The sequence below is a fragment of the Achromobacter sp. D7-1 genome, from assembly GCF_059760445.1.
Map to the genome: position 1 here is coordinate 1 of NZ_JCBAMT010000098.1, position 24,078 is coordinate 24,078.

The 24,078-nt window shown below is 67.9% G+C and carries 28 protein-coding genes; 11 read left to right on the plus strand and 17 right to left on the minus strand.

Annotated features, from left to right (window positions below; translation table 11 throughout):
- Window positions 1–47 precede the first annotated feature (47 nt).
- Complete coding sequence (gene clpB / locus AC6LKD_RS28450; RefSeq protein ID WP_498118120.1) at window positions 48–2,654, minus strand: ATP-dependent chaperone ClpB; 2,607 nt, start codon at window positions 2,652–2,654, stop codon at window positions 48–50.
- A 136-nt stretch (window positions 2,655–2,790) separates the two neighbouring features.
- Here clpB and AC6LKD_RS28455 point away from each other — a divergent pair, with 136 nt between their 5' ends.
- The 8 genes from AC6LKD_RS28455 to AC6LKD_RS28490 all read left to right on the plus strand — a co-directional run bounded on the left by AC6LKD_RS28455 (window position 2,791) and on the right by AC6LKD_RS28490 (window position 8,806).
- Window positions 2,791–3,225 (plus strand): gamma-glutamylcyclotransferase family protein, encoded by a 435-nt coding sequence (locus AC6LKD_RS28455; protein ID WP_498118121.1) that lies wholly within the window; start codon window positions 2,791–2,793, stop codon window positions 3,223–3,225.
- A gap of 97 nt (window positions 3,226–3,322) precedes the next feature.
- On the plus strand, window positions 3,323–4,051 hold the full coding sequence (locus AC6LKD_RS28460; protein WP_013394848.1) for a helix-turn-helix domain-containing protein: 729 nt from the start codon (window positions 3,323–3,325) through the stop codon (window positions 4,049–4,051).
- 62 nt (window positions 4,052–4,113) lie between these two features.
- The gene (locus tag AC6LKD_RS28465) at window positions 4,114–5,250 is read left to right on the plus strand and encodes a hypothetical protein (protein ID WP_498118122.1); all 1,137 of its coding nucleotides are present in this window, start codon (window positions 4,114–4,116) and stop codon (window positions 5,248–5,250) included.
- A gap of 194 nt (window positions 5,251–5,444) precedes the next feature.
- Complete coding sequence (locus tag AC6LKD_RS28470) at window positions 5,445–6,749, plus strand: MFS transporter (RefSeq protein ID WP_498118123.1); 1,305 nt, start codon at window positions 5,445–5,447, stop codon at window positions 6,747–6,749.
- Between the two features lie 62 nt (window positions 6,750–6,811).
- Entirely contained in the window at window positions 6,812–7,264 is a 453-nt protein-coding gene (locus tag AC6LKD_RS28475; RefSeq protein WP_013394851.1) for an ArsR/SmtB family transcription factor, read from the plus strand.
- Window positions 7,150–7,614, plus strand: a complete 465-nt coding sequence (locus tag AC6LKD_RS28480) for an SRPBCC family protein (protein ID WP_498118124.1) — start codon at window positions 7,150–7,152, stop codon at window positions 7,612–7,614. Before AC6LKD_RS28475 ends, AC6LKD_RS28480 begins: the two co-directional genes overlap by 115 nt.
- Before the next feature lie 54 nt (window positions 7,615–7,668).
- Window positions 7,669–8,370 carry a DUF899 domain-containing protein gene (locus AC6LKD_RS28485; RefSeq protein ID WP_498118125.1) on the plus strand — a complete coding sequence of 234 codons (702 nt, stop codon included), beginning with the start codon at window positions 7,669–7,671 and terminating at the stop codon, window positions 8,368–8,370.
- Complete coding sequence (locus tag AC6LKD_RS28490; protein ID WP_492275362.1) at window positions 8,321–8,806, plus strand: hypothetical protein; 486 nt, start codon at window positions 8,321–8,323, stop codon at window positions 8,804–8,806. Before AC6LKD_RS28485 ends, AC6LKD_RS28490 begins: the two co-directional genes overlap by 50 nt.
- Here AC6LKD_RS28490 and AC6LKD_RS28495 read toward each other — a convergent pair.
- From AC6LKD_RS28495 to AC6LKD_RS28505, 3 genes are all read right to left on the minus strand, one after another.
- Window positions 8,787–9,122 carry a 2Fe-2S iron-sulfur cluster-binding protein gene (locus AC6LKD_RS28495; RefSeq protein WP_498118126.1) on the minus strand — a complete coding sequence of 112 codons (336 nt, stop codon included), beginning with the start codon at window positions 9,120–9,122 and terminating at the stop codon, window positions 8,787–8,789. The genes AC6LKD_RS28490 and AC6LKD_RS28495 overlap by 20 nt on opposite strands.
- A gap of 23 nt (window positions 9,123–9,145) precedes the next feature.
- Window positions 9,146–9,733, minus strand: coding sequence for an NUDIX domain-containing protein (locus tag AC6LKD_RS28500; RefSeq protein ID WP_013394856.1), 588 nt, complete (start codon window positions 9,731–9,733; stop codon window positions 9,146–9,148).
- Window positions 9,734–9,822: 89 nt separating this feature from the next.
- Window positions 9,823–10,842, minus strand: a complete 1,020-nt coding sequence (locus AC6LKD_RS28505; protein WP_498118127.1) for a zinc-dependent alcohol dehydrogenase family protein — start codon at window positions 10,840–10,842, stop codon at window positions 9,823–9,825.
- A 163-nt stretch (window positions 10,843–11,005) separates the two neighbouring features.
- Between AC6LKD_RS28505 and AC6LKD_RS28510 the strand changes: the two genes are divergently transcribed.
- Complete coding sequence (locus AC6LKD_RS28510) at window positions 11,006–11,926, plus strand: LysR family transcriptional regulator (protein WP_013394858.1); 921 nt, start codon at window positions 11,006–11,008, stop codon at window positions 11,924–11,926.
- A 5-nt stretch (window positions 11,927–11,931) separates the two neighbouring features.
- Here the strand turns inward: AC6LKD_RS28510 and AC6LKD_RS28515 are convergent, their stop codons facing one another.
- The 13 genes from AC6LKD_RS28515 to AC6LKD_RS28575 form a co-directional block, all read right to left on the minus strand.
- Complete coding sequence (locus AC6LKD_RS28515; protein ID WP_013394859.1) at window positions 11,932–13,185, minus strand: Hsp70 family protein; 1,254 nt, start codon at window positions 13,183–13,185, stop codon at window positions 11,932–11,934.
- A 65-nt stretch (window positions 13,186–13,250) separates the two neighbouring features.
- Complete coding sequence (locus AC6LKD_RS28520; RefSeq protein WP_498118132.1) at window positions 13,251–14,429, minus strand: RhtX/FptX family siderophore transporter; 1,179 nt, start codon at window positions 14,427–14,429, stop codon at window positions 13,251–13,253.
- Between the two features lie 25 nt (window positions 14,430–14,454).
- The gene (locus tag AC6LKD_RS28525; RefSeq protein ID WP_207469407.1) at window positions 14,455–14,883 is read right to left on the minus strand and encodes a cupin domain-containing protein; all 429 of its coding nucleotides are present in this window, start codon (window positions 14,881–14,883) and stop codon (window positions 14,455–14,457) included.
- A 56-nt stretch (window positions 14,884–14,939) separates the two neighbouring features.
- Window positions 14,940–17,009, minus strand: coding sequence for a TonB-dependent siderophore receptor (locus AC6LKD_RS28530; protein WP_013394862.1), 2,070 nt, complete (start codon window positions 17,007–17,009; stop codon window positions 14,940–14,942).
- Between the two features lie 169 nt (window positions 17,010–17,178).
- On the minus strand, window positions 17,179–18,057 hold the full coding sequence (locus AC6LKD_RS28535; protein WP_013394863.1) for a helix-turn-helix transcriptional regulator: 879 nt from the start codon (window positions 18,055–18,057) through the stop codon (window positions 17,179–17,181).
- Window positions 18,058–18,153: 96 nt separating this feature from the next.
- Complete coding sequence (locus AC6LKD_RS28540) at window positions 18,154–18,483, minus strand: hypothetical protein (RefSeq protein ID WP_498118128.1); 330 nt, start codon at window positions 18,481–18,483, stop codon at window positions 18,154–18,156.
- A 152-nt stretch (window positions 18,484–18,635) separates the two neighbouring features.
- The gene (locus tag AC6LKD_RS28545; RefSeq protein WP_041655832.1) at window positions 18,636–18,860 is read right to left on the minus strand and encodes a DUF3820 family protein; all 225 of its coding nucleotides are present in this window, start codon (window positions 18,858–18,860) and stop codon (window positions 18,636–18,638) included.
- A gap of 5 nt (window positions 18,861–18,865) precedes the next feature.
- Window positions 18,866–19,417, minus strand: a complete 552-nt coding sequence (locus AC6LKD_RS28550) for a cysteine hydrolase family protein (protein WP_498118129.1) — start codon at window positions 19,415–19,417, stop codon at window positions 18,866–18,868.
- 23 nt (window positions 19,418–19,440) lie between these two features.
- Window positions 19,441–19,998, minus strand: a complete 558-nt coding sequence (locus AC6LKD_RS28555; RefSeq protein ID WP_498118130.1) for a GNAT family N-acetyltransferase — start codon at window positions 19,996–19,998, stop codon at window positions 19,441–19,443.
- Window positions 19,979–20,908, minus strand: a complete 930-nt coding sequence (locus AC6LKD_RS28560) for a sigma-70 family RNA polymerase sigma factor (RefSeq protein ID WP_498118131.1) — start codon at window positions 20,906–20,908, stop codon at window positions 19,979–19,981. The genes AC6LKD_RS28555 and AC6LKD_RS28560 overlap by 20 nt, the downstream gene beginning before the upstream one ends.
- Before the next feature lie 12 nt (window positions 20,909–20,920).
- A complete protein-coding gene (locus AC6LKD_RS28565; protein WP_013394868.1) occupies window positions 20,921–21,367 on the minus strand; it encodes a carboxymuconolactone decarboxylase family protein in 447 nt (148 codons plus the stop codon).
- A 113-nt stretch (window positions 21,368–21,480) separates the two neighbouring features.
- Window positions 21,481–22,128 carry a glutathione S-transferase family protein gene (locus AC6LKD_RS28570; RefSeq protein ID WP_013394869.1) on the minus strand — a complete coding sequence of 216 codons (648 nt, stop codon included), beginning with the start codon at window positions 22,126–22,128 and terminating at the stop codon, window positions 21,481–21,483.
- Window positions 22,129–22,139: 11 nt separating this feature from the next.
- Window positions 22,140–22,613, minus strand: a complete 474-nt coding sequence (locus AC6LKD_RS28575) for an OsmC family protein (RefSeq protein ID WP_207469396.1) — start codon at window positions 22,611–22,613, stop codon at window positions 22,140–22,142.
- 163 nt (window positions 22,614–22,776) lie between these two features.
- Here AC6LKD_RS28575 and AC6LKD_RS28580 point away from each other — a divergent pair, with 163 nt between their 5' ends.
- Together AC6LKD_RS28580 and AC6LKD_RS28585 are read left to right on the plus strand one after the other, a co-directional pair.
- Entirely contained in the window at window positions 22,777–23,202 is a 426-nt protein-coding gene (locus tag AC6LKD_RS28580) for a copper resistance protein NlpE (protein WP_013394871.1), read from the plus strand.
- Between the two features lie 100 nt (window positions 23,203–23,302).
- Window positions 23,303–24,040 carry an ABC transporter substrate-binding protein gene (locus AC6LKD_RS28585; protein WP_041655839.1) on the plus strand — a complete coding sequence of 246 codons (738 nt, stop codon included), beginning with the start codon at window positions 23,303–23,305 and terminating at the stop codon, window positions 24,038–24,040.
- Window positions 24,041–24,078 lie beyond the last annotated feature (38 nt).

Sequence of the window (24,078 nt, forward strand, 5' to 3'; positions counted from 1 at the left end):
GGGTTTGTTCTATGCGCTGCGGTATGCCCGCCGCGCGCCGGACCTGTTTACTGCAAGGTCCGCGTGAAGACGAACTGCCCGTCCTGCCAATCCACCGGCACCACGTCGCGCGGACCGAAGCGGCCTTCCAGGATCAGCCGAGCCACCGGGTTCTCGATCTGCTGCTGGATCGCACGCTTCAAGGGGCGCGCGCCGAACACTGGATCGAAGCCGGAGCGGGCCAGTTCCGCCAGCGCGGGTTCGCTCACTTCGAGGCGCATTTCCTGCTTTTCCAGGCGCTCGCCCAGGCGGCGCAACTGGATGCGGGCGATCGACTCGATGTGCTGCGCTTCCAGGCCATGGAACACCACCACTTCATCGATACGGTTCAGGAATTCAGGACGCAGGGTCTGCTTGAGCTCGTCCCACACCACTTCCTTGACCACGTCGTAGGGCTTGCCCGCCAGGCTCTGGATATGGTGCGAGCCCAGGTTGGACGTCATCACGATGACCGTATTGCGGAAGTCCACCGTGCGGCCCTGGCCGTCGGTCAGGCGGCCGTCGTCCAGCACCTGCAACAGCACGTTGAAGACGTCCGGGTGGGCCTTTTCCACTTCATCCAGCAGGATCACGGAATACGGCTTGCGGCGCACGGCCTCGGTCAGGTAGCCGCCCTCTTCGTAGCCCACGTATCCGGGCGGCGCGCCGATCAGCCGCGCCACCGAATGCTTCTCCATGAATTCGCTCATGTCGATGCGGATCATGTGCTCTTCCGAGTCGAACAGGAACTCGGCCAGGGCGCGCGTCAGTTCGGTCTTGCCCACGCCGGTGGGGCCCAGGAACAGGAACGAGCCGTAGGGGCGCGAAGGATCCGCCAGCCCGGCGCGCGAACGCCGGATGGCGTCGGACACCAGCCGCACGGCCTCGTCCTGGCCCACCACGCGCTTGTGCAGGTATTCCTCCATGTGCAGCAGCTTCTCGCGTTCGCCCTGCATCATCTTGGATACCGGGATGCCGGTGGCGCGCGACACGACCTCGGCGATTTCCTCGGCGCCGACGCGGGTGCGCAGCAGGCGCGGACGCCCTTCGCCGCCCTCGGCGTCCTCGGCCGCTTCCGCGGCGCCCACTTCGGCCGCCTTCAGGCGCGCTTCCAGGTCAGGCAGCTTGCCGTACTGCAACTCGGCCAGCTTGTCGAACTGGCCCTTGCGCTGCAGTTCCGCCATTTCGGCGCGCACGCTGTCGATTTCTTCCTTGATGGCCTGCGTGCCTTGCACGGCCGCCTTCTCGGCCTTCCAGATTTCCTCGTAGTCGTTGTATTCGCGTTGCAGCTTTTCGAGTTCGTCCTCGATCACGCCCAGGCGGCGCTTGGAAGCGTCGTCGGTTTCCTTCTTGACGGCCTCGCGCTCGATCTTGAGCTGGATGATGCGACGGTCGAGCTTGTCCATCACTTCCGGCTTGGAATCGATTTCCATGCGGATGCGCGCGCCGGCCTCGTCGATCAGGTCGATGGCCTTGTCGGGCAGGAAGCGGTCGGTGATATAGCGGTGCGACAGTTCGGCCGCGGCCACGATGGCCGGGTCGGTGATTTCCACGCCGTGGTGAATTTCATAACGTTCCTGCAAGCCGCGCAGGATGGCGATGGTGGACTCCACGTCGGGCTCGTCGACCAGCACCTTCTGGAAGCGCCGCTCCAGCGCCGCGTCCTTCTCGATGTACTTGCGGTACTCGTCCAGCGTGGTCGCGCCGATGCAATGCAGTTCGCCGCGCGCCAGCGCCGGCTTGAGCATATTGCCCGCGTCCATCGCGCCTTCGGCCTTGCCTGCGCCCACCATGGTGTGGAGTTCGTCGATGAAGACGATGTTGCTGCCGTCGTCCAGCGACAGCTCCTTAAGTACGGCTTTCAGGCGTTCCTCGAATTCGCCGCGGAACTTGGCGCCGGCCAGCAGCGCGGCCAGGTCCAGCGACAGCACGCGCTTGCCGCGCAGGGTTTCGGGAACTTCGTCGTTGACGATGCGCTGCGCCAGGCCTTCGACGATGGCGGTCTTGCCCACGCCGGGTTCGCCGATCAGCACCGGGTTGTTCTTGGTGCGGCGCTGCAGGATCTGGATAGTGCGGCGGATTTCATCGTCGCGGCCGATCACCGGATCGAGCTTGCCTTGGCGGGCGCGCTCGGTCAGGTCCATGGTGTACTTGGACAGGGCTTCGCGGTTGGATTCGCCTTCCGCGCCGGAGACGTTCTCGCCGCCGCGCACGGCGTCGATCGCGGCTTCCAGGGCCTTTTTCTGCAGGCCGGCATCGCGCAGGATGCGGCCGGCGTCGCCCTTGTCGTCGGCCAGCGCCAACAGGAACAGTTCGCTGGCGATGTAGGTATCGCCACGGCGCGCGGCGTCCTTGTCGGTGCGCGTCAGCACCGCCTGCAGGTCGCGGCCGACCTGGACGTTATCGTCGCCCTGCACCTGCGGCAGGGACTTCAAGGCGCTGTCGATGGCCGACTGCACCCGGTTGACGGCCACGCCGGCGCGCGCCAGCAGGCTGCCCGCGCCGCTGTCGGAATCCGACAGCAAGGCGGAGAGCACGTGGATGGGCTCGATATAGGGGTGGTCGTTGCGGGCGGCCAGACTTTGGGCGTCGGCCAGGGCTTGCTGGAATTTGGTGGTCAGTTTGTCGAATCGCATAATGGTCGTTTGGCTTGTTGGGGAGCCTGACCGATACGTGCCGGCTGGCTCGATATCCTGAATATGCGGCCAGATGCGAGAATTTCAACACCTTGCCCGCGCCATGGTTTTTCGACGTGCAGCAACAATCTGACTTATGAGCATATACGTTTTTGTCTACGGCACGCTACGCGCGGGCGAAATCAATGATCTGGCGCAAGCCGCCGCGCGGCGCGGGCTGCCGGCGGCGCGCTACGTCGGCCGGGCCAGCGTGCCGGGCAGACTGGTGGACTTCGGCGACTGGCCGGGCCTGATCCCCGTGGACGACGGCCGGCGCGTGCGCGGCGACGTGTTCCAGGTCGCGCCGGCCCTGGTGGCCCTGATGGACGAAATCGAGGAGTACCAGCCCGGCAAGCCCTGCTGCTTCGTGCGGCGCGAGGTCCTGGCGCGTCTGGAGCCGCCCGCGGCAGCCTCCGAACTGCGCTGCCAGTACTACCCGATAGACCCGGCCCAGCGGGGCGCTGCCGCCGATATCGACGCCGACGATTGGGTCGCATACCGCCTTGCCCGCCCCCTCCCGAGGGGCCGGTAAGACGCCCGTAGTAACAACGGACTACAATACAGCTTGTCTTAAGCTTTATACCCATGCCGGCATGCGTCCGCGCAATGGGCACTATAGAGGTCATCGTATGCAAAAACGGGTCCCCGTTGCCCCTGATGCCGCCCACTGCTCCACCTGCATGCTGGGGCATGTGTGCGTGCCCGTGGGCATGGCAGCCGCCGAGGTGGAAAAGCTGGACGAACTGGTCAGGGAACGTGTGCGCCTTGAAAAAGGCAAGCCGCTCTATTCGCTGAACCACCCGCTCGACGCCGTCTACAGCGTGCGCTTCGGCAGCCTCAAGACGCAGTTGGAAGACGCGACCGGCCAGATCCAGGTCACCGGCTTCCACCTGCCCGGCGAAATCGTCGGCATGGACGGCATGCTGGACGGCAAGCACGTTTCGACCGCCGTCGCGCTGGAAGATTCCGAGGTCTGTGTCATCCGCCTGGCCGATATCGACCGGGTCGCGGCCCACCTGCCCTCGCTGCAGCAGCAGTTCCGCCGCCTGATGAGCCGCGAGATCAACCGTTCGCACCAGATGCTGGCCTCGCTGGGCTCCATGCGCTCCGAACAGCGCCTGGCCGCGTTCCTGCTCAATCTGTCGCAGCGCTATGCGTCGCTGGGCTATTCCTCCACCGAGTTCGTGCTGCGCATGAGCCGCGAGGAAATCGGCAACTACCTCGGCCTGACCCTGGAAACGGTCAGCCGGCTGTTCTCGCGCTTCGCGCGCGACGGCCTCATCAAGATCAACCAGCGCGAGGTCCGCATCCTGGACCTGCCCGCGCTCAAGCAGCTGCTGGGCCAAGAGAGCTGCTGAACGCCCGCCGCGCCATGCGCCGCGCGCCCATCCTCCCCCTGCTTCAAGCGCGCCCGGGACGCATGCGCGCCCTGGCAGCCTGGTGCGCCCTGGCGGCGCTCGCGCCGCTGGCTGCGTACGCGCAGACGCCGCTGCCTGATCCCTACGACTACAGCGAAACCGCGCCCGCGCCCAAGCGCGCGGCGCCCTTGCGCTGGCAGTCCGTGGAGCTGGGCAAGCCCGGCCACCGCTACAAGATGCCGGTCTACGCCAACCGCGACCTGGCAAAGGACGACCTGCGCAACATCAAGCAGGTCGTGGTCGTGATCCACGGCGTCAAGCGCGATGCCGACCGCTATTACGAATCCGTCGCCGCCCTGCTGGCGCACAACCCCGAGCGGGCCCGTGACACCCTGATCCTGGCGCCGCGCTTCTCGGGCTCGATCGATTCGGGCTTCGGCGGCATGGCGGCATGGCGCAAGGCCAGTTGGGAGGACGGCGAAGACAGCGTCCAGGCCGCGGGACGCCCCGCACCGGTCAGCTCGTTCCAGGTGCTGGACGACCTGCTGCGCAGCCTGGACGACCGCAAGCGCCTGGCCTCGCTGGCCGGCATCGTGCTGGCCGGCCACTCGGCCGGCGCGCAACTGGTGCAGCGCTATGCGGTGCTGAACAACATCGACGGCCCGCTGCGGCGCGACGGACTGGCGCTGCGCTACGTCATCGCCAATCCTTCGTCCTACCTGTACCTGAGCAACGAACGCCCGCGCGCCGACGGCAAGGGTTATGCACCCTACGAGCGCGGCATCTGCCCCACCTACAACCAGTACAAGTACGGCCCGGACAAGCTGCCCGCCTATTCGCGCGAGACCGACGAGTCCAAGCTCTTCGTGCGCTACGCGGCGCGCGACGTCACCTATCTGCTGGGCGGGGCCGACAACAATCCCGAAGACCGCCTGCTGGACAAGACCTGCGGCGCCGAAGCCCAGGGCGCGACCCGGCTGGCGCGCGGCACGGGCTATGTGCAATACGAGCACGTGCTGGCGGCACGCGGCGCCAGGCCCGTGACGCTGCATCGGCGCGCGTTCGAAGTAGCCGGCATCGGCCACAACAGCAAGAGCATGTTCGGCTCGGTCTGCGGCACGCGGGCGCTGCTGGGCGACGAGGCCCAGACGGCCGACGGCGCCGCGCCCTGCGTAGTCATCAAGCCGCGCGGCAAGTAAGGCGGCGCGCCCCATTCGGCGCGCAGGCCTGACAAAAAACTGAACGAAAAACAGCGCCGCAGAGCGTGCATTTCGGCACGGGCAGGCGCAACATAACGCAATGCGTGTTCCATTTCGCGGCTGGCCCGCCGTCATGGGTCGAGGCGGCGAGCGCGTGTCCGGCGTCCCCCGACAAACGCACCCGAAGGACGGATATGACGCAAGCATATCTCGACATCCCCGACGCAAAGCGCCGCATCAAGGCGATCTTCATCGGCTCCATGGGCAATCTGGTGGAATGGTATGACTTCTATGCCTACACCGCCTTCGCGCTGTACTTCGCCCCCGCCTTCTTTCCCTCGCACGATCCCGTCGTCCAGCAACTGAACGCGGCCACGCTGTTCGCGGCCGGCTTCATCGTGCGCCCGCTGGGCGGCTGGCTGTTCGGCCATCTGGCGGACCGGCACGGGCGGCGCCTGTCGCTGATGGTGTCGGTGGGGATGATGTGCGTGGGCTCGCTGATCATCGCGATCACGCCCACCTACACCACCATAGGCCTGGCAGCGCCGGCCCTGCTGGCGCTGGCGCGCGTGGTCGAAGGCCTGAGCCTGGGCGGCGAGTACGGCGCCAGCGCCACCTACCTGACGGAAATCGCGGACCCCGAGCATCGCGGCTTCTATTCCAGCTTCCAGTACGTCACTTTGATAGGCGGCCAGCTCTGCGCCATCCTGGTGCTGCTGCTGTTGCAGAACGTGTTCCTGACCCACCAGCAGCTGGTGGAATGGGGCTGGCGCATTCCCTTCGTGATCGGCGCCATGCTGGCCATCATCACCGCCCTGATGCGGCGCGACATGCCCGAGACGGACTCGTACAAGGAAGCGCAGAAGGCGCCCAAGCCGCAGACCAGTTCGCTGCGTGGCCTGCTGCAGTATCCGCGCGAGGTGGCGATCGTGGTGGGCCTGACCGCCGGCGGCACCGCGGCGTTCTATACCTTCACGACGTACATGCAGACCTTCGTGCGGCAGACCTCGGGCTTCTCCGACATCGTCACGACTTACATCATCGCCGGCTCGCTGATCTTCGCGCTGATCCTGCAGCCGGTCTATGGCGCGCTGTCCGACCGGATCGGGCGCAAGCCGCTGCTGGTGTTCTTCGGCGTGGCGGGCGCGGCGCTCACCGTACCCATCCTGATGACGCTGTCGCACACGCGCTCGCCCTTCATGGCCTTTCTGCTGATCTGCGGTGCCTGGGTGTTCACGGCCGGCTACACCTCCATCAACGCGGTGGTGAAGGCGGAACTCTTCCCCACCAACATCCGCGCCACCGGCGTCGCCGTGCCCTACGCCGTGACGGTGTCGATCTTCGGCGGCACGGCGCCGGCCATCGCCCTGTTCTTCAAGCAGCAAGGGCATGAGGAGTGGTTCTACTACTACCTCGCGGGGATCATCTTCCTGTCGCTGCTGGTGTACGCCACCATGCGCGACACCAAGCACCGCTCGGCCATGCACCAGCACGCCTGATTCCTGATCGCGCCAACTTTGTTGCTTGACAGCCATGCCGTTGCGGCTTAATACTTAACCCTATGGTTAAGTTTAAAGACGACATGCTCGACAGCATCTTCTCGGCCCTGGCCGACGGCACGCGGCGCCGGGTGCTGGCCGACCTGGAACAAGGCGCGGCCTCGGTCAGCGAGCTGGCCCGGCCGCACGCCATGTCCCTGCCCGCCTTCATGAAGCATCTGCGCGTGCTGGAAGACGCCGGCCTGATCGCCCGCGCCAAGGACGGCCGCGTCGTCAATTGCACGCTGTCGCCCGAACCCATGCGGGCGGCATCCGACTGGCTGGCCCGCTACGAGAAGTTCTGGAGCGGACAGCTGGATTCGCTGGCGCGGTACCTGTACCACGAGGAAGAGGTCCACCCATGGAAAACCGAAGCACCCAAGACGAATCAGCCCCCATCGAACTCCGGCTCAAGCGGCGCTTCGACGCCCCCGTCGAACGCGTCTGGCGCGCCTGGACGGACCCGCAAGCGCTGATGCGCTGGTTCGGCCCGGCCGAGACCCGCAAGGTGCTGCGGGCGGAAACCGATGTGCGCGTGGGCGGCGCCTATGAGGTGGGTTTCGCCACCGAGGACGGGCTGGAGCACCATGCCAGCGGCCACTACCGCGAAGTCGAGCCGCAACGCCGGCTGGTCTTCACCTGGGCCTGGCGCGACACGCCCGCCGAAGTCTCGCTGATCACGCTTGAGTTCACCCCTGCGGGCGACGGCACCGAGCTGGCCTTCCTGCAGACCCCGTTCGTCGACCAGGCCACCCGCGACAGCCACCAGCATGGCTGGTCGGGCGCGCTGGAGCGGCTGGCGGCCCATCTGGCGAATCCGGCCTGAATCCCGGCCGCTCGCCCTACCCGGGCCTGCCGGCCCGATCCAAGGAGACACACGATGCAGACCGATCACCCCGTCGTATCCCGAGCGCAATGGGACATCGCGCGCGAGGCGCTGCTGCGCCGCGAGAAAGAACTGACCCGGGCCCACGACGCCCTGGCCCGCGAGCGCATGGCGCTGCCCTGGGTCAAGGTGGACAAGCCTTACCGCTTCGAGGGCGAGGCCGGCGCCGTGGGCCTGGCCGAACTGTTCCAGGGCAGGAGCCAGCTCATCATCTACCACTTCATGTTCGGCCCGGACTGGGAAGAAGGCTGCGTGGGCTGCTCGTTCCTGGCGGACCACATGGACAGCGCGATCTTGCACCTGCGCCAGCATGACGTGACGGTGGTCGCCGTGTCGCGGGCTCCGTACGCCAAGCTGGACGCGTTCAAGCGGCGCATGGGCTGGCGCTTCCCCTGGTATTCGTCCGAAGGCTGCGATTTCAACTTCGACCTGCAGGCCAGCGTGCCCAAGGCCGACGGCGGCATGGAGGAAAATTCCGGCGCCAGCGCGTTTTTCCGCGACCCGGACGGCGAAATCTTCCATACCTATTCAAGCTTCTCGCGCGGGGTGGAGCGGCTGGCCGGCGCCTACAACTACCTGGACTTCGCGCCGCTGGGCCGCAACGAGCACGGCCCGCACTTCAATCTGGGCGACTGGGTACGCCACCATGACCGCTACGACGACGCCCCGGCGCACGCCTGCCACGCCTGCGGCTAGGCCCAAGCCTGGCCGTGCCGTCCGCCTGGCCTCCGACGCGGCGTTCCTGTGGCTGGCCTGCACCGCCGCCATGGCCGCGGGCCTGTGGGCGGACACGCTGCGCACGCCTGCGGCGCTGCTGGCCAGCCAGTGCGCAGCGCCCGGCGGGCTGCTCGAACAGGCGTGGCGCCATGCCGCCCTGATGCCCGCCAGCAGCACGGCCATGCTGATCGCCGCATTGTTGCCGCTGCCGGGCGCTCCCCGCATGGCTGCGCGGCTGGCCTGTGCGCTGACCATGGGGCTGGGCATGCTGGCGGGGGCTCAATGGGGCATGGCGGCGGCCCTGGCCGCGGGCGCCGCGCCATTCGGCGGCATGGCCGCGGGCATGGCGCTGGGCATGGCGGCCGCCATGGCCGCTGGAGCGCTGATCGCAGGCGCTAGCGCCGCGCTCCGGTAAGCGGGCGCGGCGTCGCCCCTGGCGCGGCCTCGATGGGCGCAGCCAGCGGCGCCTGAATTTCAAGCGCGGATCCGGCGCGCGCCACGCAAGGCAGGATCCAGCCCTCTTCCTTCTCGTCGCGCGACAGCCCCGGCCATTCGATGCTATAGGAGATCTCTCCTTCCAGCAGCAGGCACATGCAGGCGCGGCAGGTGCCGTTGCGGCACGAGCTGGGCAGCTTGATGCCGGCGGCCTGCGCCGCCAGCAGCACGGAGGTATCGGCCGGCGCATCGAAGCGCAGGCCGGCAGGCTGTACCAGAACGGGAAATGCGGACATTGGACGGATCCCGCGGGCGGCCCTCAGCCCGCGTTGTCCTGCCAGTCCAGCTGCCAGGCGCCCGACAGCACGTTCTGCATCCACAGCACGCAGGTCAGCGTCTTGGCGTCGGTGACTTCGCCCTGGGCGCAAGCCGCGATCAGCTCGGCGGGGTCCGCGCTGATCACGTCCAGGAATTCATCCTGGTCCAGCTGGCGCGGTCCGGCGCGCAGGCCTCGGGCGAAGTAGATGTGGATGATCTCGGTGGAATAGGCGATGGCCAGGTGCAGGGCGCCCGCATGGGCCCACTGCGCAGCGGTGTAGCCGGTTTCCTCCAGCAGCTCACGCTTGCCGCAAACCAGTGGATCCTCACCCGGGTCCAGCTTGCCCGCGGGAAATTCCGTCATCACGCGCCCGATGGGATAGCGGAACTGCCGTTCCAGCAAGACCCGGCCATCATCCAGCAGCGGAATCACCACCACCGCGCCCGGATGCACCACGTATTCGCGCGTGGCCGTGTTGCCGTTGGGCAGGCTGACCGTGTCGCGGCGGATCTTCAGGAAGGCGCCGTTGTACGGCGCCTCGCTGGCGACGAGTTTTTCTTCGAGATGGGAATCGGGCTTGCGGGTCATGGGGGTCGGCTACCTCAAGGAACACGCAGGCGGCTGGCCCGCGCGGGCAGCACGAGCTTACCATCGCTGCCCGCCTCCCCCGATGACGCCTACTCCGCGACCCGGATGACGATCTTGCCGAAGTGCCGGCCCGACGCCAGGTGCTCGAAGGCCTCGCGCGCTTCCTCAAAAGCGTAGACACGGTCGATGACGGGCGCGATGCGCGCCACGTCGATAAAGCGCGCCACGTCCTCAAGCATCTTGCGGCTGCCGACGAAGATGCCTTCCAGGCGCTTGACGCCCGCGATCAGGGCCAAGGGCGCCACCGGCACGGCCGCAAAGCCGCTGACGCCGCCGATGACCGCGATGGTGCCGCCCATGCGCGCGGCCGCCACGGAACGTTCCAACGTGCCTTCGCCGCCGACTTCCACCACCACATGCGCGCCTTCGCCGCCGGTCAGGCGCAGCACCTCGTCCTGCCATTGCGGCGTCTCGCGGTAGTTGATCGTCAGGTCCGCGCCCAGTTCGCGCGCCCGGGCCAGCTTGTCGGCGCTGGACGAGGTGATGATGGCGCGCATGCCGGCCGCCTTGGCCAGTTGCAGGCCCCAGATGGAAACGCCCCCGGTACCCAGGAACAGCGCCGTCTGGCCCGCCTTGGCGCGTCCGGCAACGAACAGCGCGTTCCATGCGGTGACGGCGGCGCAAGGCAGGGTCGAGGCCTGCTCATCGCTCAGGGAGTCCGGCGTGGCGACCAGGGCATGCTCGGAAAAGATGCTCTCGGTGGACAGCAGGCCGTCGGTGGCGGCGCCCGGGGCCAGCGCCACGGTGGCGGGCGTGGGTTCGCCATCGATCCAGTCCGGCATGAACGCGCCCATGACGCGGTCGCCGATCTTGAAGCGGGTCACGCCCGCGCCCACCTCGATCACCTCGCCCGCGGCGTCGGAGGCGGGTATGACCGGGTCGCCCGAACCCTTCAGATACTCGCCGCGCGCCACCATGAGATCGCGATAGTTCAGCGACACCGCCTTGATGCGCACGCGCAGCTCCAGGGGAGCCAGGCTGCGCGGTTGACGCGTGACGCGTTCCAGCGAAGCGATGTCCTTGCCGCTGGTGATGGTGTAGGCCTGCATGTTGTTTCTCCTGTATCGGTTCAAGAAAGCCGCCTTTCGGCGTCTGCCGCTAGATGTGGCGGCCAAGTACCGATAAGATATATGGGAATTAATTTCCCCAGTGGCGAATCTTTTTCTTTTTACCGATTCCCAATTGGAACCAATCAGGACGAAGGAGCCCGTGATGGCAACCGCGATCACCTATGACAGACTGAGCGGCATCGAAGTCTTTGTGCAGGCCGTTGAGGCAGGCAGCTTCGCGCTGGCGGCAGAACGCCTGAACCTGACGCGCTCGGCGGTGGGCAAGTCCATCGCGCGGCTGGAGGCGCGCCTGGGCGCGCGGCTGTTCCACCGCACCACCCGTCAGCAGAGCCTGACCGACGACGGCCAGGCCTACTACGACCGTTGCGTGCGCGCGCTGGCCGAGCTGCAGACCGCCGAAGCCGAGCTGGACAGCGGCCGCCGCGAGCCCCAGGGACGCCTGCGGGTCAGCGCGCCCCTGGTGTTCGGCCGGCACTGCGTCGCGCCGGTGCTGCGCGAACTGGCGCTGCAACATCCGCAGCTGCAGATCGAGATCTCCTTCAACGACCGGGTGGTGGACCTGATCGAGGAAGGCTATGACCTGGGTATCCGCGTGGGCGAGCTGCCCGACAGCGCCAGCCTGGCCGCGCGCCGGCTCGGCATGCAGACAATGGGAATCGGAGCGTCTCCCGCCTACATCCAGGCGCACGGCCGTCCAACCACGGTGGACGAGCTGACGCAGCACTCCTGCATCGCCTACACGCACAACGGCATCGAGAGAGGCTGGACCGTGAAGGGAGCGGACGATCAGGTCATGCAGCTACGCTTGCGGCCGTGCCTGCGGCTGGACGACCTGCAAGCCATCGCGGATGCCGCCATCGCCGGTGCGGGGCTCGCCTGGCTGCCCTGCTGGATGCTGACGCACTATGTGCGCACCGGAGAGTTGGACGTGCTGATGCACGGCGACCGCCTGGCCGCGCAAGAGGTGCATGCGGTCTGGCCGCAAGCGCGCTACCTGCCGTCCAAGACACGCGCCGCCATTGATGCGCTGGCGGCGCGCGTGCCGGCCATGCTGGCCGCCTGAGCCGCTCAGCCGAACTTGCGGCGGGCGTCCAGCGCCAGGCCGGCGCCGATGCTGCCGAACAGGTCGCCTTCGACGCTGCGGGCGTCCGGCACCAGGGCCGAGACGGATTCGCGCAAGCGCGGCACGCGGCTGGAGCCGCCGGTGAAGAACACCGTGTCCACGTCGGACGTCGACACGCCGGCATCGCGCAACAGCGCGCCCACCGTGGCCTCGACCTTCTCGATCAACCGGCCGACGCAGGCGTCGAACGACGGCCGTGTTACGTCCACGCCCAGCTCCGGCGCGATGCGCGACAGGTCGATGCGCGCGGCCGGCGTTTCCGACAGCGCAATCTTGGCCTCTTCGACCTGCACCGCCACCCAGTGGCCGGCGCGCTGTTTGACCAGGTTGAGCAGCAGATCGATCTTCTCGCGGTCGCCGGCTTCGGCGCGGATGTAGGCGAAGTGCTCGGCCGCCTTGCGGGTATAGGCCTGGTTGATGGTGTGCCAGCACGCCAGGTTGCCGTATTGCGTGGACGGCACGTCCTTGCCGCTGCGCAGCTGGCTGCCCAGCCCCAGCATCGGCATCACGTGGGCCAGGCTGAGCTGCTTGTCGAAGTCCACCCCGCCGATGTGCACGCCGCCATACGCCAGGATGTCCTCGCGGCGGTCGGCCTTGGCGGCGCGGCCGGGTCCCAGGCGGATCAACGAAAAGTCGGAGGTGCCGCCGCCGATGTCGATGACCAGCACCAGCTCTTCGCGGTCGATCTGCGATTCATAGTCGAATGCGGCGGCCAGCGGTTCGAACTGGAATTCGATATCGGTAAAGCCCACGCTGCGCGCGATCTCGCCCAGCGTGTCCTGGGCGGTCTGGTCGGCGGCGGGGTTGTCGTCCACGAAGAACACCGGCCGGCCCAGCACGGCGCGCGTGAAGCCGCGACCCGCCGCGGTTTCGGCGCGGAGCTTGAGTTCGGCGATGAAGCGCGTCAGCAGGACGCGGAACGGAATCGAACGGCCCTGCACTTCGGTCGAGCCATCGATCAGCGAGCTGCCCAGCAGGCTCTTCATCGAGCGCATCAGGCGCCCGTCGTAGCCGGCCAGGTAGTCGGAGATGGCGGCGCGGCCATAGCTGACCTCGGCGTCTTCATCATGGAAGAAAATGGCCGAAGGCAAGGTGGTCTTGCCGTCTTCCAGGGCCAGGAGCGCGCGCTGATCGGGGCGGCTCCAGCCCACGGTGGAATTGGACGTGCCGAAGTCGACGCCGCATGCGGTGGAAATCATGAGGAATTCTGGGGCTGAAAGCAAAACGGCGCACAAGTGTAGCCGCAACCGCCAGAATCGCCATATCAGCCCGCGCGCGCCAGCGCCCTGGCCGTGAACGCCAGCGTCGCGGCGGCCACCAGCAGGCCGCTGGCAAAGCCGCCGGCGTAGCCGACCTGGGCCGCCAGCCCGGTCATGAGCGACGAGGTCAGGATCTCGCCCAGGTCGCGGGCGCTCTGCACCGCGGTCATGTCGGTGCCGGCCTGCTCGCCCCGGCTGGCGAAGCGCATGGCCAGCGTCATCAGGGCCACGGACGCGGCGCCCGCGCCGAACGCGCCCAGCGCCTGCGCCCCCAAGGCCGTGCCGGCCTGCGCCGGCGTCCAGCCCTGGGCCTGCGCCAGCCAGGCCAGCGCCGCCGCGCCCGAGGCGGCCAGGCCCAGCGCCAGCACGGCCCGCGCGCCCAGCCGGCCGATCAGCCATGCGCCGCCGCCGCAGCCCAGCAGCACCGTCACCACGCCCCCCGCCATGCCGATGCGCCCCACCGCCTCGACCGCCCAGCCCGCATCCACCAGGAACAGCTTGGACAGGCCGTAGCCCGCCACCGCGGTCATGGCCGACAGGAACGCGGCCGCGGCCAGGGCCCAGGCGCCGGGACGCCGCACGAAGGCCGCCAGCGTGGCGCGCTGCCGCGCCGCGGGCGCCGTCAGCGCGCTTTCGCGCCAGGCGGCCGCCAGCAGCAGGCTGAACGCCACCACCGCCGCCAACGTCAGCAGCGCGCCGGTCTGGCCCACATGGCCGGCCAGCACCAGGCAGCCCGGCCCGCCAAAGAAAAAGCCCACCATCGTGCCGCCGACCTGCACGGCGTTGGCGCGCGCCAACGCCTGCCCGTGGAAGCGTTCCGCCGTCAGGCCGTCGGTGGCGATGTCCTGCGTCGCGCTGGCCAGCGACGCCAATGCCATCAGCGCCACCACCCAGCCCGCCGCAGCGGCATCGATGCCCAGGAAGGCCAGCGCCATCAGGCAGGCCAGCACGATGGCCTGCATCGGCAGGATCCAGCTGCGCCGCCGGCCCATGGCGCCGGTCCAGCGGTTGTCCACCACGGGCGCCCACAGGAACTTCAGCACCCATGGCAGGCCAACCAGCGGCAGCCAGGCCAGCGCGTGCAGGTCCGCGCCATCGCGGCGCAGCAGCGTGGGTAAAGCCTCCATGGCCACGCCCAGCGGTATGCCTTGGGAGAAATACAGGGCGCCTATCATCACGAACATGCGTCCGTCTGCATTGCGGTTCACGTCAGATTTCCTTCAACGAGGGGCTGCGGGATTGGGGCTCGTCCGCGCGGCGGTGTTCACTACCCTGCCCCGGCGTCACGAACAGGATCTTGCCGGGACAGGCCACGTGCAGCCGGTGCCACACGCCGCGCGGCACGATGGCGCTGCGGCGCGTATCCAGCAGCAGGTCGGTCTGGGCGCCGTCCTCGGCCATCAGGGTGACCACCACGCGCCCTTCCAGCACGCAGAGCATTTCGTCGCCGGCAGGGTGGCGTTCCCACACATCGCCATGCACATCGGCGTCGCTGGCCACGGCCTTGATGCCGACCAGCCATTCGTCCTGCGGCGCAAGCCGGCGCAGCCGGCCCACGTCGCGCATGGCGCCGTCGCGGCCCAGCGCCACGAAATGGTCCAGCCAGTCGAACACGGGCCCGGTGTCGGGTGCATTCATCGATCTCTCCTTCTCGTTGGCGGCGGACGTCCGCGAACGGCGCCCGCCGCGATTCATCAGTACTCGGCGCGCAAGGTCAGCATGACGTTGCGGGGCTCGCCGTAACGGTTGTTCCAGGCGGTGCCCGACAGGCTCTGGTAGTAGCCGCGGTCGAACAGGTTGTTGACGTTGAGCGACGCGGTCACATGCTTGTCCACGCGGTAGGCCATGCGCAGATCCACCAGTGCGTAGCCACCCTGGCGCAGCGTGACGGGGCCGGACACCGTGGAGTAACCCGACTGCACCTGCAGGCCGCCACCCACGCTCAGGCGCCGCTCCAGCCCGGGCAAGGCATAGTTCGTCCACAGCCGGAAGATGTGCTTGGGCGTGAAGCGCGCGAAAGGCTGTCCGCCGGACTCCGAGTCCGTCAGGTACTTGCTGGTGTTGAAGGTGTAGCCCGCCGCCACCGTCCAGTAGGGCGTGATGCTGCCGGAGGCTTCGGCCTCGATGCCGCGGCTGCGGACTTCCCCGCCCGAGATGTAGTAGCAGTTGCGGCCCACGCAAGGCCAGGCCGGGTCTTCCTGCGCGCGGTTCTTCTGCTGGATCTGGAACACGGCCAGCGACACGTTCAAGGCGCCGTCGGCCAGTTCGCCCTTGACGCCGGCCTCGTAGTTGGTGCCGGTGATGGGATCCAGCGGCTGGCCATCGCGGGTCAGCTCGCCCTGCGGCTGGAACACCTGCGCATAGCTGCCATAAAGCGACCACTGGCGGCCCAGGTCCACGATCAGTCCGCCATACGGCGTGAACTCCGGATCGATGCGCTGCCGCGCGCGCGGCGCGCTCTGGTTCCACCAGCTCATGCGTCCGCCCAGCACCAGGGTCACCGGATCGGCCAGCGAAAAGCGGCCCATGCCGTAGACGCCTTGCTGCTTCAGCCGGGTTTCGCCGGGCGAGGTGTACGGTCCCACGCCCGGCTCGGGCACGCTGTGCGGATCCCAGTCGAACACATTGACCGGCACGTTCGGATAAGGCGTCAGGTCCGCGCTGTACTGCTCGGACGTGGTGCGTTGGGCATTGCCGCCCAGCAACAGTTCATGGCGCCGGCCGAACAGTTGCACCGGGCCGCCGACATAGGCGTCCACGCTGGCCTGGGTGTTGTCGAACTTGTAGGCGGCGCCCATCAGGGATGAACCCAGCCCGGTCTGGCGGTCTATCGCGCCATAGGCGCCGGCGTACTTCAGGTTGCTGTCGGCGGTCAGGTAATTGGCGCTGACCTTGGCGCTCCAGCCCTGGCCGAAGCGATGCTCCAGGTCCGCGAACACGCGCGTCGTATTCCAGTTGAAACGGTCCCAGGCCGCGTCCAGGTAGGTCGAGCGCTTCAGGCCGATATCGCCGCCGTCCTTGTACAGCGGCACGCCGGCCATGTTGGTGGTGGAGCGGATGCGCTGATATTGCAGGCCGGCCGACAGCACGGTGTCCCGCCCCAGGTCCACTTCGCCGATGCCGTAGAACAGCGCCGACTTCTGGTCCGCCACGTCGTAGAAGTAGCCGCGGTCCTCCACGGCGCTGACGATGCGGCCGCGCACGCTGCCGCTGTCGTTCAGCGGACCGCCCAGGTCGGCTTCGGCGCGGTAGCGGTCCCAACTGCCGGCGCTGAGCGAGCCGTTGAAGGACAGCTCGCGCTGCGGCCGCTTGCGCACCAGGTTGACCGTGGCGGCGGGGTTGCCGGCGCCGTGCATCAGGCCGTTGGCGCCGCGCAGGATCTCCACGCGCTCGTATACCGCCATGTCCTGCGGCGACGCGGCCATGTTGCCCATCAGCACCGGCACCCCGTCCTGCTCGAACGAATCCACCTTGAAGCCGCGCGCGTAATACGCGGTGGTCAGCAGTTGATAGGGCTGCACCGTGATGCCGGTGGCGTGCTGCATCACCTCGTCCAGGCTTTGCAGGTTCTGCTCGCGCATCCGCTCCTGCCCGATCACCGTCACCGACTGTGGAATCTCGCGCAGCGTCAGCGGCAGTTTGCCCAGGGTCGCCGTGTCCTGCGCCACGCCCTCGCCGCTGACCGTCACCGCCGGCAGCGACGCGGCCTCCTGCGCCAGCGCCGGCCCCGCAGCCACCGCCAGCCACAGAGGCCAATGGCGCACACTCGACGCGTTCCTGCGCGGCGCCCCCGCGCCCGTTTTCACCTGTTTTCGCACTGCCTGTCCTCTTAGAACTTTATTGAGAATAATTCTCAAGTAATTCTAAAAACGAGGGCGGCCGCGTGCTGGCGATTGCGGAAGTCTTGCTGGCGATTGCGGAAGTTTCGGCGCTTCAGCGGCCGGGCGCGACGCTGCTGGGCAGCACGCCGTAGCGGCGCAGGAATGCCTTGGTGAAGTGCGAATCGGTGTAGCCGCAGGCATAGGCCGCCTCGGATACCGTATAGGCGCCTTCGGCCAGCAGGACGTGGGCCTGCTCCATGCGCCTCTCGCGCACATAGGCGTAGACGCTCTGGCCGAACAGCTTGCGAAAGCCGGTGGTGAGCTTGTTGACGTTGACGCCTGCGCGCCGCGCCAGTTCAGGCAAGGACGGCGGATCCTGCAGGTTCGCGGCGACCAGGTCGCGCGCATGATGCAGGCGTTCCACGTCCGCCCGCGTAAGGCCGCGCGCATGCGCATCCAGCTCCGCAGGTTGCAGCGCGCCCAAGGCGAGCGCGGTCAGTTCCAACGCCTTGGCCGACAGGTACATGCGCTTGAGCGCGCCCTGCACCGGGCAGGCCAGCATCTGATGGCCTAGGGCCTCCAGCTTGCGGTCCGCCCGCATATTGGTTTCGGCGTAAGCGCCGTCGGCCCCCGGCGCGCGCAACAGGGCAGCCAATTGCGCCGGGTCCATGCAGAAGGCGTCGCGCAGATGATCCAGGCCCGTGCGCAAGGACACGAAGCGCAAGGACTGGTGGGCGCCGAATTCATGCTCCATGCCCATCGCGTCCTGGCAGACGCTCAGGTGCAAGGCAGGACCGCTCACGCGGGTAGGCGCCGTGCCGCGCACGCTATAGCGCAGATCCCCATCCAGCACGAGCACCAGCTTCAGGCCGGGATCCAGGCGCTCCTGCACCCGCTCGTCGCGGCCAAAGCGCAGCGTGCCGCCGGCCAGCGACATGGCGGGCGTGGCGGCCGATAGGGTCCAATCAGGTTCGGGTGAGGCGACGGTCAAAGTAGCGGCTCCGCGGCGAGCAGCGCTGTTGATGAGATTGAATATTATTACCGTTTGACCCGAACGAAAAGCCGCCCGCCTGGCGGGCAGCGCGATTTATTGTTGCCGGCGCTGCTCCAGCTCCTTCAGACACTGCGCCACGCCGGCCTGCATCTGCGCATTCGACACGGCGGCGCGATCCGATACCTCGCGGCAACGCACGTACTCGGCCTGGCTTTCCGGCGTATCGCGGATGACCGCGGGCGCGGCGCCTGGCTCGGGCGTGACCGTCATGCGCAGCGTGGAAGGCGGCGAAAGGCTGCCATCCTTGGAGCGCACGCTGGGGTACTGGTATTCCTGCGTGGCGGGAGCTGCGTTCTGCGCTTGCGCGGCGCCCGCTGCGCACAGGGCAGCCAGCAGGAAAGCGGATATGTGGAGTTTCTTCATGGCGACCTCTCTTCAATGAACTGGCGTCCAAGGCGCGGACCGCTGCCCCTGGACATGCCGCACTATCGTATCCCCGGGCGCCCATGCACAGCGTGCCAAGACGCTACACAATCCGCCACAGTTGTTTCCCGGGGTTTCTCCCGCAGGCCGGCCTACTTCTTCGGGGCGGACTGACGCAAGGGGGCCAGCAATGAAGACAGCCCGTTGTGGTCCAGCTCGTGCATCAGGGCCAGCAGGCGCCCCAGCTCGCCCGGCGGAAAGCCCTTGCGCGCGAACCAGGCCAGATACGGGCCGGGCAAGTCGGCGATGAGACGCCCCTGGTACTTGCCGAAGGGCATGGTGCGCGTGACCAGCAGCGATAGCAGCTCAGGATCCATGGAGATCACCGCCCCGCCCTGGCGGCGAAAACGATATCCACTGCGGGCACCGCGGCGATCTTCACGCCGAAACTGGCAATGGACGACAAGGTCGCATTGTGATGCGCGCGGATCTGCGCGCCCGGCGCATGCGGCTTGTCCTGGGTGGTATGGGCGTCCGCCGCCAGCGTGACGGGAAAGCCCAGCCCGGCCGCGCGGCGCACGGTCGTGTCCACGCAGAACTCGCTGGCATAGCCGCACACCACCAGCTCCGTCGCGCCGGCTTGCGCCAGCGCGTCGGCCAATTCGGTGCGCAAGAAGGAATCGGGCGTGGTCTTGCGCACGCGGACGTCGCCATCCGCCGGTTGCAGCCGCAAGTCCAGCTGCCAGCCCGGCAGGCCGTGGTCCATGGCGCTGCCGGGACTTTCGTGCTGCACATAGATGACGGGCGCGCCAGCCTCGCGGGCGCGCGCGGCCAGCGCATTGATGCGGGCCAGCACGGCCTCGGCATCGGCCGGCGCGGGAGAGGCCTCGAACAGCGCGCGCTGCACGTCTATCACGATCAAAGCGGACGTCATGGTTTCCTCAAAATGGTTTAGCGTCAGTCCTGCGCGGCATGGACCCGCGCATGCATCCAGAAATCGCGGGAGACGCCGCGCACCACCCGGTAGCGGCGCAGCAGTCCTTCGCGTTGAAAGCCGCAGCGTTCCAGCACGCCGGCCGACGCCACGTTGGTATCCAGCACGGTGGCCTGGATGCGCGCGAAGTTCAATTCACGCAAGGCCCACGCGGTCATAGCCTCGCAGGCATGCGTCGCGATGCCGCGCCGCCAGTACGGCGGCGCGACGTCATAGGCAATCTCCGCGCGCCGCGCGGACGCGGAAATCTCATTCAAGCCTATGGTGCCCGCCAAAGCGCCATCGGCCGTGACGATCGCCAGGCGCAGGCTGTGCGATTCCGCTGGCTGGCCATAGCCGCGGATCAAGCGCACCAGCATGTCCGGCCCGTCCAGCTGCCAACTGGTATGACGCGTGACGGTCTCGTCGCGCAGATAGGCGTGCCACGCCGCCGCGTCCGCTTCCCGCAACGGGCGCAGCAGCAAACAGTCCAGTCCCAGTTCGGGCAGCTTTTGCAGGTGGTCAGTGAGGTTCGGAAGCATCCTGGGGCGCGATCGGCTGCGGCGGCAGCGCCGCGACATGGCGCAGCTTATCAGGGTTGCGCACGATGTAGATGGCGGTGATCCTGCCGTCGCGCACCTCCAGCGTGGTGGACCGGGGCAGACCGTCCAGTTCGGTGGCCAGCACGCCCGGCATGCCGTTCAGCTGCGTCACCACGGCCTCCAGGAACTGGCCGCTGGGCTTGGACGACAGGCCGGCGAAGAAGCGCGCGATCTTGTCGCTGCCCAGGATGGGCCTGAACACGGCCAGCTTCTTGCCGCCGCCGTCGGCATGCAGCACCGCGTCCTCTGCCAGCAGGCTGCGCAACGCGTCCACGTCGCCCGCCCGCGACGCCTGCCAGAAGGCATCGGCGATGCGCGCGCCCTCCTGCTCCGTCACCGCGAACCGCGGACGCGCATCACGCACGCGGCTGCGCGCCCGCGCGGCCAACTGGCGGCAGGCGGCCTCGTTGCGGCCCAGCGTCGCCGCGATCTCGGCGAACGGCATGTCGAACACGTCGTGCAGCAGAAAAGCGGCCCGCTCGAGCGCCGACAGCCGCTCCAGCGCCAGCATCAGCGCCACCGACAGATCGTGCGCGATTTCCCCCGCCCCCGGCGCCTGATAGCTGGCGGCGTCGGGCAAGGGTTCCGGCAGCCATGGTCCGACGTATTCCTCGCGCCGCGCGCGCGCCGACTTCAGCTGGTCCAGGCACAGACGCGTGACCGTGCGCGACAGGAAGGCGCGCGGCGTTTCGACCTGACCGCGGTCCGCGTCGCGCCAGCGCAGCCAGGCGTCCTGCACGACGTCCTCGGCCTCTGCCCATGAACCCAGCATGCGATAGGCCAGGCCCTGCAGATGCCTGCGATGGGGCTCGAAGTCGGCAACGGCATCGGAAATGGCGGATGCGCTCATGGAGCCAGGGCCTCAGTGCTTGGGATGCTGCGAGCGGAACCCCACGGCGATGCGGTTCCAGCTGTTGATCATGTTGATGGCGACCGTCAGGTTGACCTGCTCTTCCTCATTGAAATGCCTGGCCATTTCGGCGTAGTCGGCGTCCGGCGCGCCGGTCTCGGGCAACCGGGTCAGCGCTTCCGTCCACGCCAGCGCGGCGCGCTCGCGTTCGCTGTACAGCGAAGACTCGCGCCAGGCGTCCAGCAGGTACAGGCGCATTTCGGTTTCGCCCTGCTTGCGGGCGTCGGTCGAGTGCATGTACAGGCAGTAGGCGCAGCCGTTAATCTGCGAAGCGCGCATTTTCACCAGTTCAAGCAGGCTGTGTTCCAGGCCGCAGTTCTCGACGAAGTCGTTCAGGGCGATCATCGCCTTCATGGCCTTGGGAGAGGCGGTGTAGGCGTTCAGGCGGGCAGTGCTCATGGGTCTTTCTCCAGCAAGGTCGGCATGCGCCGCGGAATGCGGCGCCATTATCCCTAGGACGAGATAGCCTGGCACGATGTGACATCGTCCATCGGGAAATTTGTAAATCCGGCCTAGAAATCCAGCCGCCCGCGCAACTCCCCGAACGGCACCATCACATGCTCGCGATAAGCGGGACGGGCCTGCAGGCGCTCGTACCAGGCTTGCAGATGGGGCATGGGCGGATGCGGGATATCCAGTTCGAAATAGCGGTAGAGCGTGGTGCCGGCCGGGATGTCCGCCAGTCCCAGGGACTCGCCGCACAGATAGGGCCGGTCCGCCAGCGCGCGGTCCAGCTGCCGCAGGCAGGCGTGCGTGGCCGCGACGGCGCGCTCGATGGCCGCCGTGTCGCGCTGGGCCTCCGGCGTGCGGTAATAGCCCCAGAACACGCCCGTCAGGAAAGCCGGCTGCAAGGCGGTCTGGGCCCAGTCCATCCAGCCGTCGGCGCCCGCCCGCTGCGCCGGGTCGTCCGCCCAGAACCGGCCAGCGCCGTCGCGCGCGGCCAGATAGCGCAGGATGGCATGGGACTCCCACACCACCGTGGCGCCGTCGCGCAACAGCGGCACCTTACCGTGCGGGTTCATGGCGCGAAATTCGGGCGTGTCCAGCAAGCCGAACTGGCCGCCGGCCAGCACGTGCTCGTATTCCAGGCCCAGCTCGCCCGCCAGCCACAGCACCTTTTGCACATTGAACGAACTGCGGCGTCCCCAGATGGTCAGCATGGCGGTGGCCCTCAGTCGGCGTGCACGATGCGCGGCTCGCAGCGCACCGGGAAGTTGACCGAGTTGGCGATGAAGCAGAAGTGATGCGCGCGCTCGTGCAGCTCGGCCGCCAGCGCCGCGTCGTCGCCGGCGCGGATGGTCACTTCGGGCCGCAGGGTGACGGCGCTGAAGGCGCCGCCGCGCTCGCGGTCCTCGACCATGACGCCTTCCGCTTCATCGTGGTAGGCCTGCACCGTCACCCCTTCGACCGCGCAGAAGTGCAGGTACCAGAGCTTGTGGCAGGCCGACAGCGACGCCACCAGCATGTCCTCGGGATTCCAGCGCGCGGGATCGCCACGGAAGGCAGGATCGGACGAGCCCGGCACATCGGGCTTGCCCGCCGCGCGGATCAGGTGGTCGCGGGAATAGGCGGCGTAGCTGGAGGTACCCGTACCGGTGTTGCCGGTCCAGTCGACGGTGACGTTGTAACGGTGTTCGCCTTTCATCGGAATCGTCCTATTCAAGGGGGAAAGTCCAGGCCGGCGCGCCCGGAAAACAGCCTAGCGTAGCGCATGCGCGGCCGCGCCAGGCCCGCGCGCTTTACATCCCGTTTCAGCACCGCCCCGTTACTATCCGTATCGTGACCGGTCTGCCAAACAGGAGCTCGCCATGATGAAAACCACCCTGACCTGCGCCCTGACGCTAGCCCTGCTCGCCGGCTGCGCGCCTTCCCGGCCCGGCTCCGGCGGGTCCGTGCCCGTCGACAGCCACACCGCCCGCGATTCGCTGGACTGGGCCGGCAGCTACGAAGGCACCCTGCCTTGCGCAGACTGCCCGGGCATCCGCACCCGGCTGACCCTGGAGCAGGACGGCCGCTACGAAAGACAGACCCAGTACCTGGACCGCCAACCGCAGCCCGAGGTCGTAACCGGGACATTCAGCTGGGAATCCGACGGCAGCACCATCCGGCTCGACGCGTCCGGCGATAGCCAGCGCTATTTCGTCGGCGAAAACCAGGTAACCATGCTGTACCGCGACGGCACCCGCCCGACCGGCCCGCTGGCCCCGCATTACGTCCTGCGCCGCGCCCAGTAACGCATCGCGCAACGTAAGGCATCGCGCAACGCGGGCGCTTGCGGCTATGCTTGCCGCATCGTCCGCGCCCGTGCGCGCGATCCCCATGCCCAAGGAAATCATGAAGACCGATCACGAGCTGCTCTCCGCCTTCGCCCCCACCGGCACGCTGCGCGCGTCCATCAATCTGGGCAATCCCATCCTGGCCAACGCCGACCCCGTCACCGGCCAGGCCGGCGGCGTGTCGGTGGACCTGGCCACGGAACTGGCGCGACGCCTGGACGTGGGGCTTGAACTGGTGGTGTTCAAGTCGGCCGGCGAATCCGTCAACGCCGTGGCCGCCGAACAGGCCGACGTGGGCTTCTTCGCCATCGACCCGCTGCGCGGCGCCCAGATCGCTTTCACCGCGCCCTACGTGGTCATCGAAGGCGCCTACCTGGTGCGCCAGGACTCGCCCATCGCCAGCATGGAGGAAGTGGACCGCAAGGGCCAGCGCGTGGTGGTCGGCAAGGGCAGCGCCTACGACCTGTACCTGACGCGCGAGCTCAAGCAGGCGGAGATCTTCCGCGCGCCGACCTCGCCGGCCGTCGTCGACACCTTCTTGCAGGAAAACATGGAAGTCGCCGCAGGCGTGAAACAGCAGCTTGAAGCCGACGCGCAGCGCCTGGGCGGCCTGCGCCTGCTGGACGGCCATTTCATGCTGATCCGCCAAGCCATGGGCGTGCCCAAGAGCCGCGGCGACAAGGCCAGCGCCTACCTGGCCGCCTTCGTCGAAGCCATGAAGAAATCGGGCTTCGTCGCCGAAGCCCTGGCCCGCCACAAAATCCAGGGCGCCGCGGTGGCGCCGCTGGAAGCCTGAACCGGCGGCATACGCGCGGTAAAAACAAGGCCCCGCGC

Excerpts from the sequence above, each read along its gene's own strand:
- AC6LKD_RS28470 (WP_498118123.1), top strand. The coding sequence starts at position 5,445 with ATGACGCAAGCATATCTCGACATCCCCGACGCAAAGCGCCGCATCAAG.
- AC6LKD_RS28565 (WP_013394868.1), bottom strand. The coding sequence starts at position 21,367 with ATGAGCACTGCCCGCCTGAACGCCTACACCGCCTCTCCCAAGGCCATG.
- AC6LKD_RS28515 (WP_013394859.1), bottom strand. The coding sequence starts at position 13,185 with ATGATTTCCACCGCATGCGGCGTCGACTTCGGCACGTCCAATTCCACC.
- AC6LKD_RS28475 (WP_013394851.1), top strand. The coding sequence starts at position 6,812 with ATGGTTAAGTTTAAAGACGACATGCTCGACAGCATCTTCTCGGCCCTG.
- AC6LKD_RS28500 (WP_013394856.1), bottom strand. The coding sequence starts at position 9,733 with ATGACCCGCAAGCCCGATTCCCATCTCGAAGAAAAACTCGTCGCCAGC.
- clpB (WP_498118120.1), bottom strand. The coding sequence starts at position 2,654 with ATGCGATTCGACAAACTGACCACCAAATTCCAGCAAGCCCTGGCCGAC.
- AC6LKD_RS28540 (WP_498118128.1), bottom strand. The coding sequence starts at position 18,483 with ATGAAGAAACTCCACATATCCGCTTTCCTGCTGGCTGCCCTGTGCGCA.
- AC6LKD_RS28575 (WP_207469396.1), bottom strand. The coding sequence starts at position 22,613 with ATGAAAGGCGAACACCGTTACAACGTCACCGTCGACTGGACCGGCAAC.
- AC6LKD_RS28585 (WP_041655839.1), top strand. The coding sequence starts at position 23,303 with ATGAAGACCGATCACGAGCTGCTCTCCGCCTTCGCCCCCACCGGCACG.
- AC6LKD_RS28485 (WP_498118125.1), top strand. The coding sequence starts at position 7,669 with ATGCAGACCGATCACCCCGTCGTATCCCGAGCGCAATGGGACATCGCG.
- AC6LKD_RS28510 (WP_013394858.1), top strand. The coding sequence starts at position 11,006 with ATGGCAACCGCGATCACCTATGACAGACTGAGCGGCATCGAAGTCTTT.
- AC6LKD_RS28495 (WP_498118126.1), bottom strand. The coding sequence starts at position 9,122 with ATGTCCGCATTTCCCGTTCTGGTACAGCCTGCCGGCCTGCGCTTCGAT.
- AC6LKD_RS28580 (WP_013394871.1), top strand. The coding sequence starts at position 22,777 with ATGATGAAAACCACCCTGACCTGCGCCCTGACGCTAGCCCTGCTCGCC.
- AC6LKD_RS28545 (WP_041655832.1), bottom strand. The coding sequence starts at position 18,860 with ATGGATCCTGAGCTGCTATCGCTGCTGGTCACGCGCACCATGCCCTTC.
- AC6LKD_RS28520 (WP_498118132.1), bottom strand. The coding sequence starts at position 14,429 with ATGTTCGTGATGATAGGCGCCCTGTATTTCTCCCAAGGCATACCGCTG.
- AC6LKD_RS28455 (WP_498118121.1), top strand. The coding sequence starts at position 2,791 with ATGAGCATATACGTTTTTGTCTACGGCACGCTACGCGCGGGCGAAATC.
- AC6LKD_RS28550 (WP_498118129.1), bottom strand. The coding sequence starts at position 19,417 with ATGACGTCCGCTTTGATCGTGATAGACGTGCAGCGCGCGCTGTTCGAG.
- AC6LKD_RS28570 (WP_013394869.1), bottom strand. The coding sequence starts at position 22,128 with ATGCTGACCATCTGGGGACGCCGCAGTTCGTTCAATGTGCAAAAGGTG.
- AC6LKD_RS28505 (WP_498118127.1), bottom strand. The coding sequence starts at position 10,842 with ATGCAGGCCTACACCATCACCAGCGGCAAGGACATCGCTTCGCTGGAA.
- AC6LKD_RS28480 (WP_498118124.1), top strand. The coding sequence starts at position 7,150 with ATGGAAAACCGAAGCACCCAAGACGAATCAGCCCCCATCGAACTCCGG.
- AC6LKD_RS28555 (WP_498118130.1), bottom strand. The coding sequence starts at position 19,998 with ATGCTTCCGAACCTCACTGACCACCTGCAAAAGCTGCCCGAACTGGGA.
- AC6LKD_RS28465 (WP_498118122.1), top strand. The coding sequence starts at position 4,114 with ATGCGCGCCCTGGCAGCCTGGTGCGCCCTGGCGGCGCTCGCGCCGCTG.
- AC6LKD_RS28460 (WP_013394848.1), top strand. The coding sequence starts at position 3,323 with ATGCAAAAACGGGTCCCCGTTGCCCCTGATGCCGCCCACTGCTCCACC.
- AC6LKD_RS28560 (WP_498118131.1), bottom strand. The coding sequence starts at position 20,908 with ATGAGCGCATCCGCCATTTCCGATGCCGTTGCCGACTTCGAGCCCCAT.
- AC6LKD_RS28490 (WP_492275362.1), top strand. The coding sequence starts at position 8,321 with ATGACCGCTACGACGACGCCCCGGCGCACGCCTGCCACGCCTGCGGCT.
- AC6LKD_RS28525 (WP_207469407.1), bottom strand. The coding sequence starts at position 14,883 with ATGAATGCACCCGACACCGGGCCCGTGTTCGACTGGCTGGACCATTTC.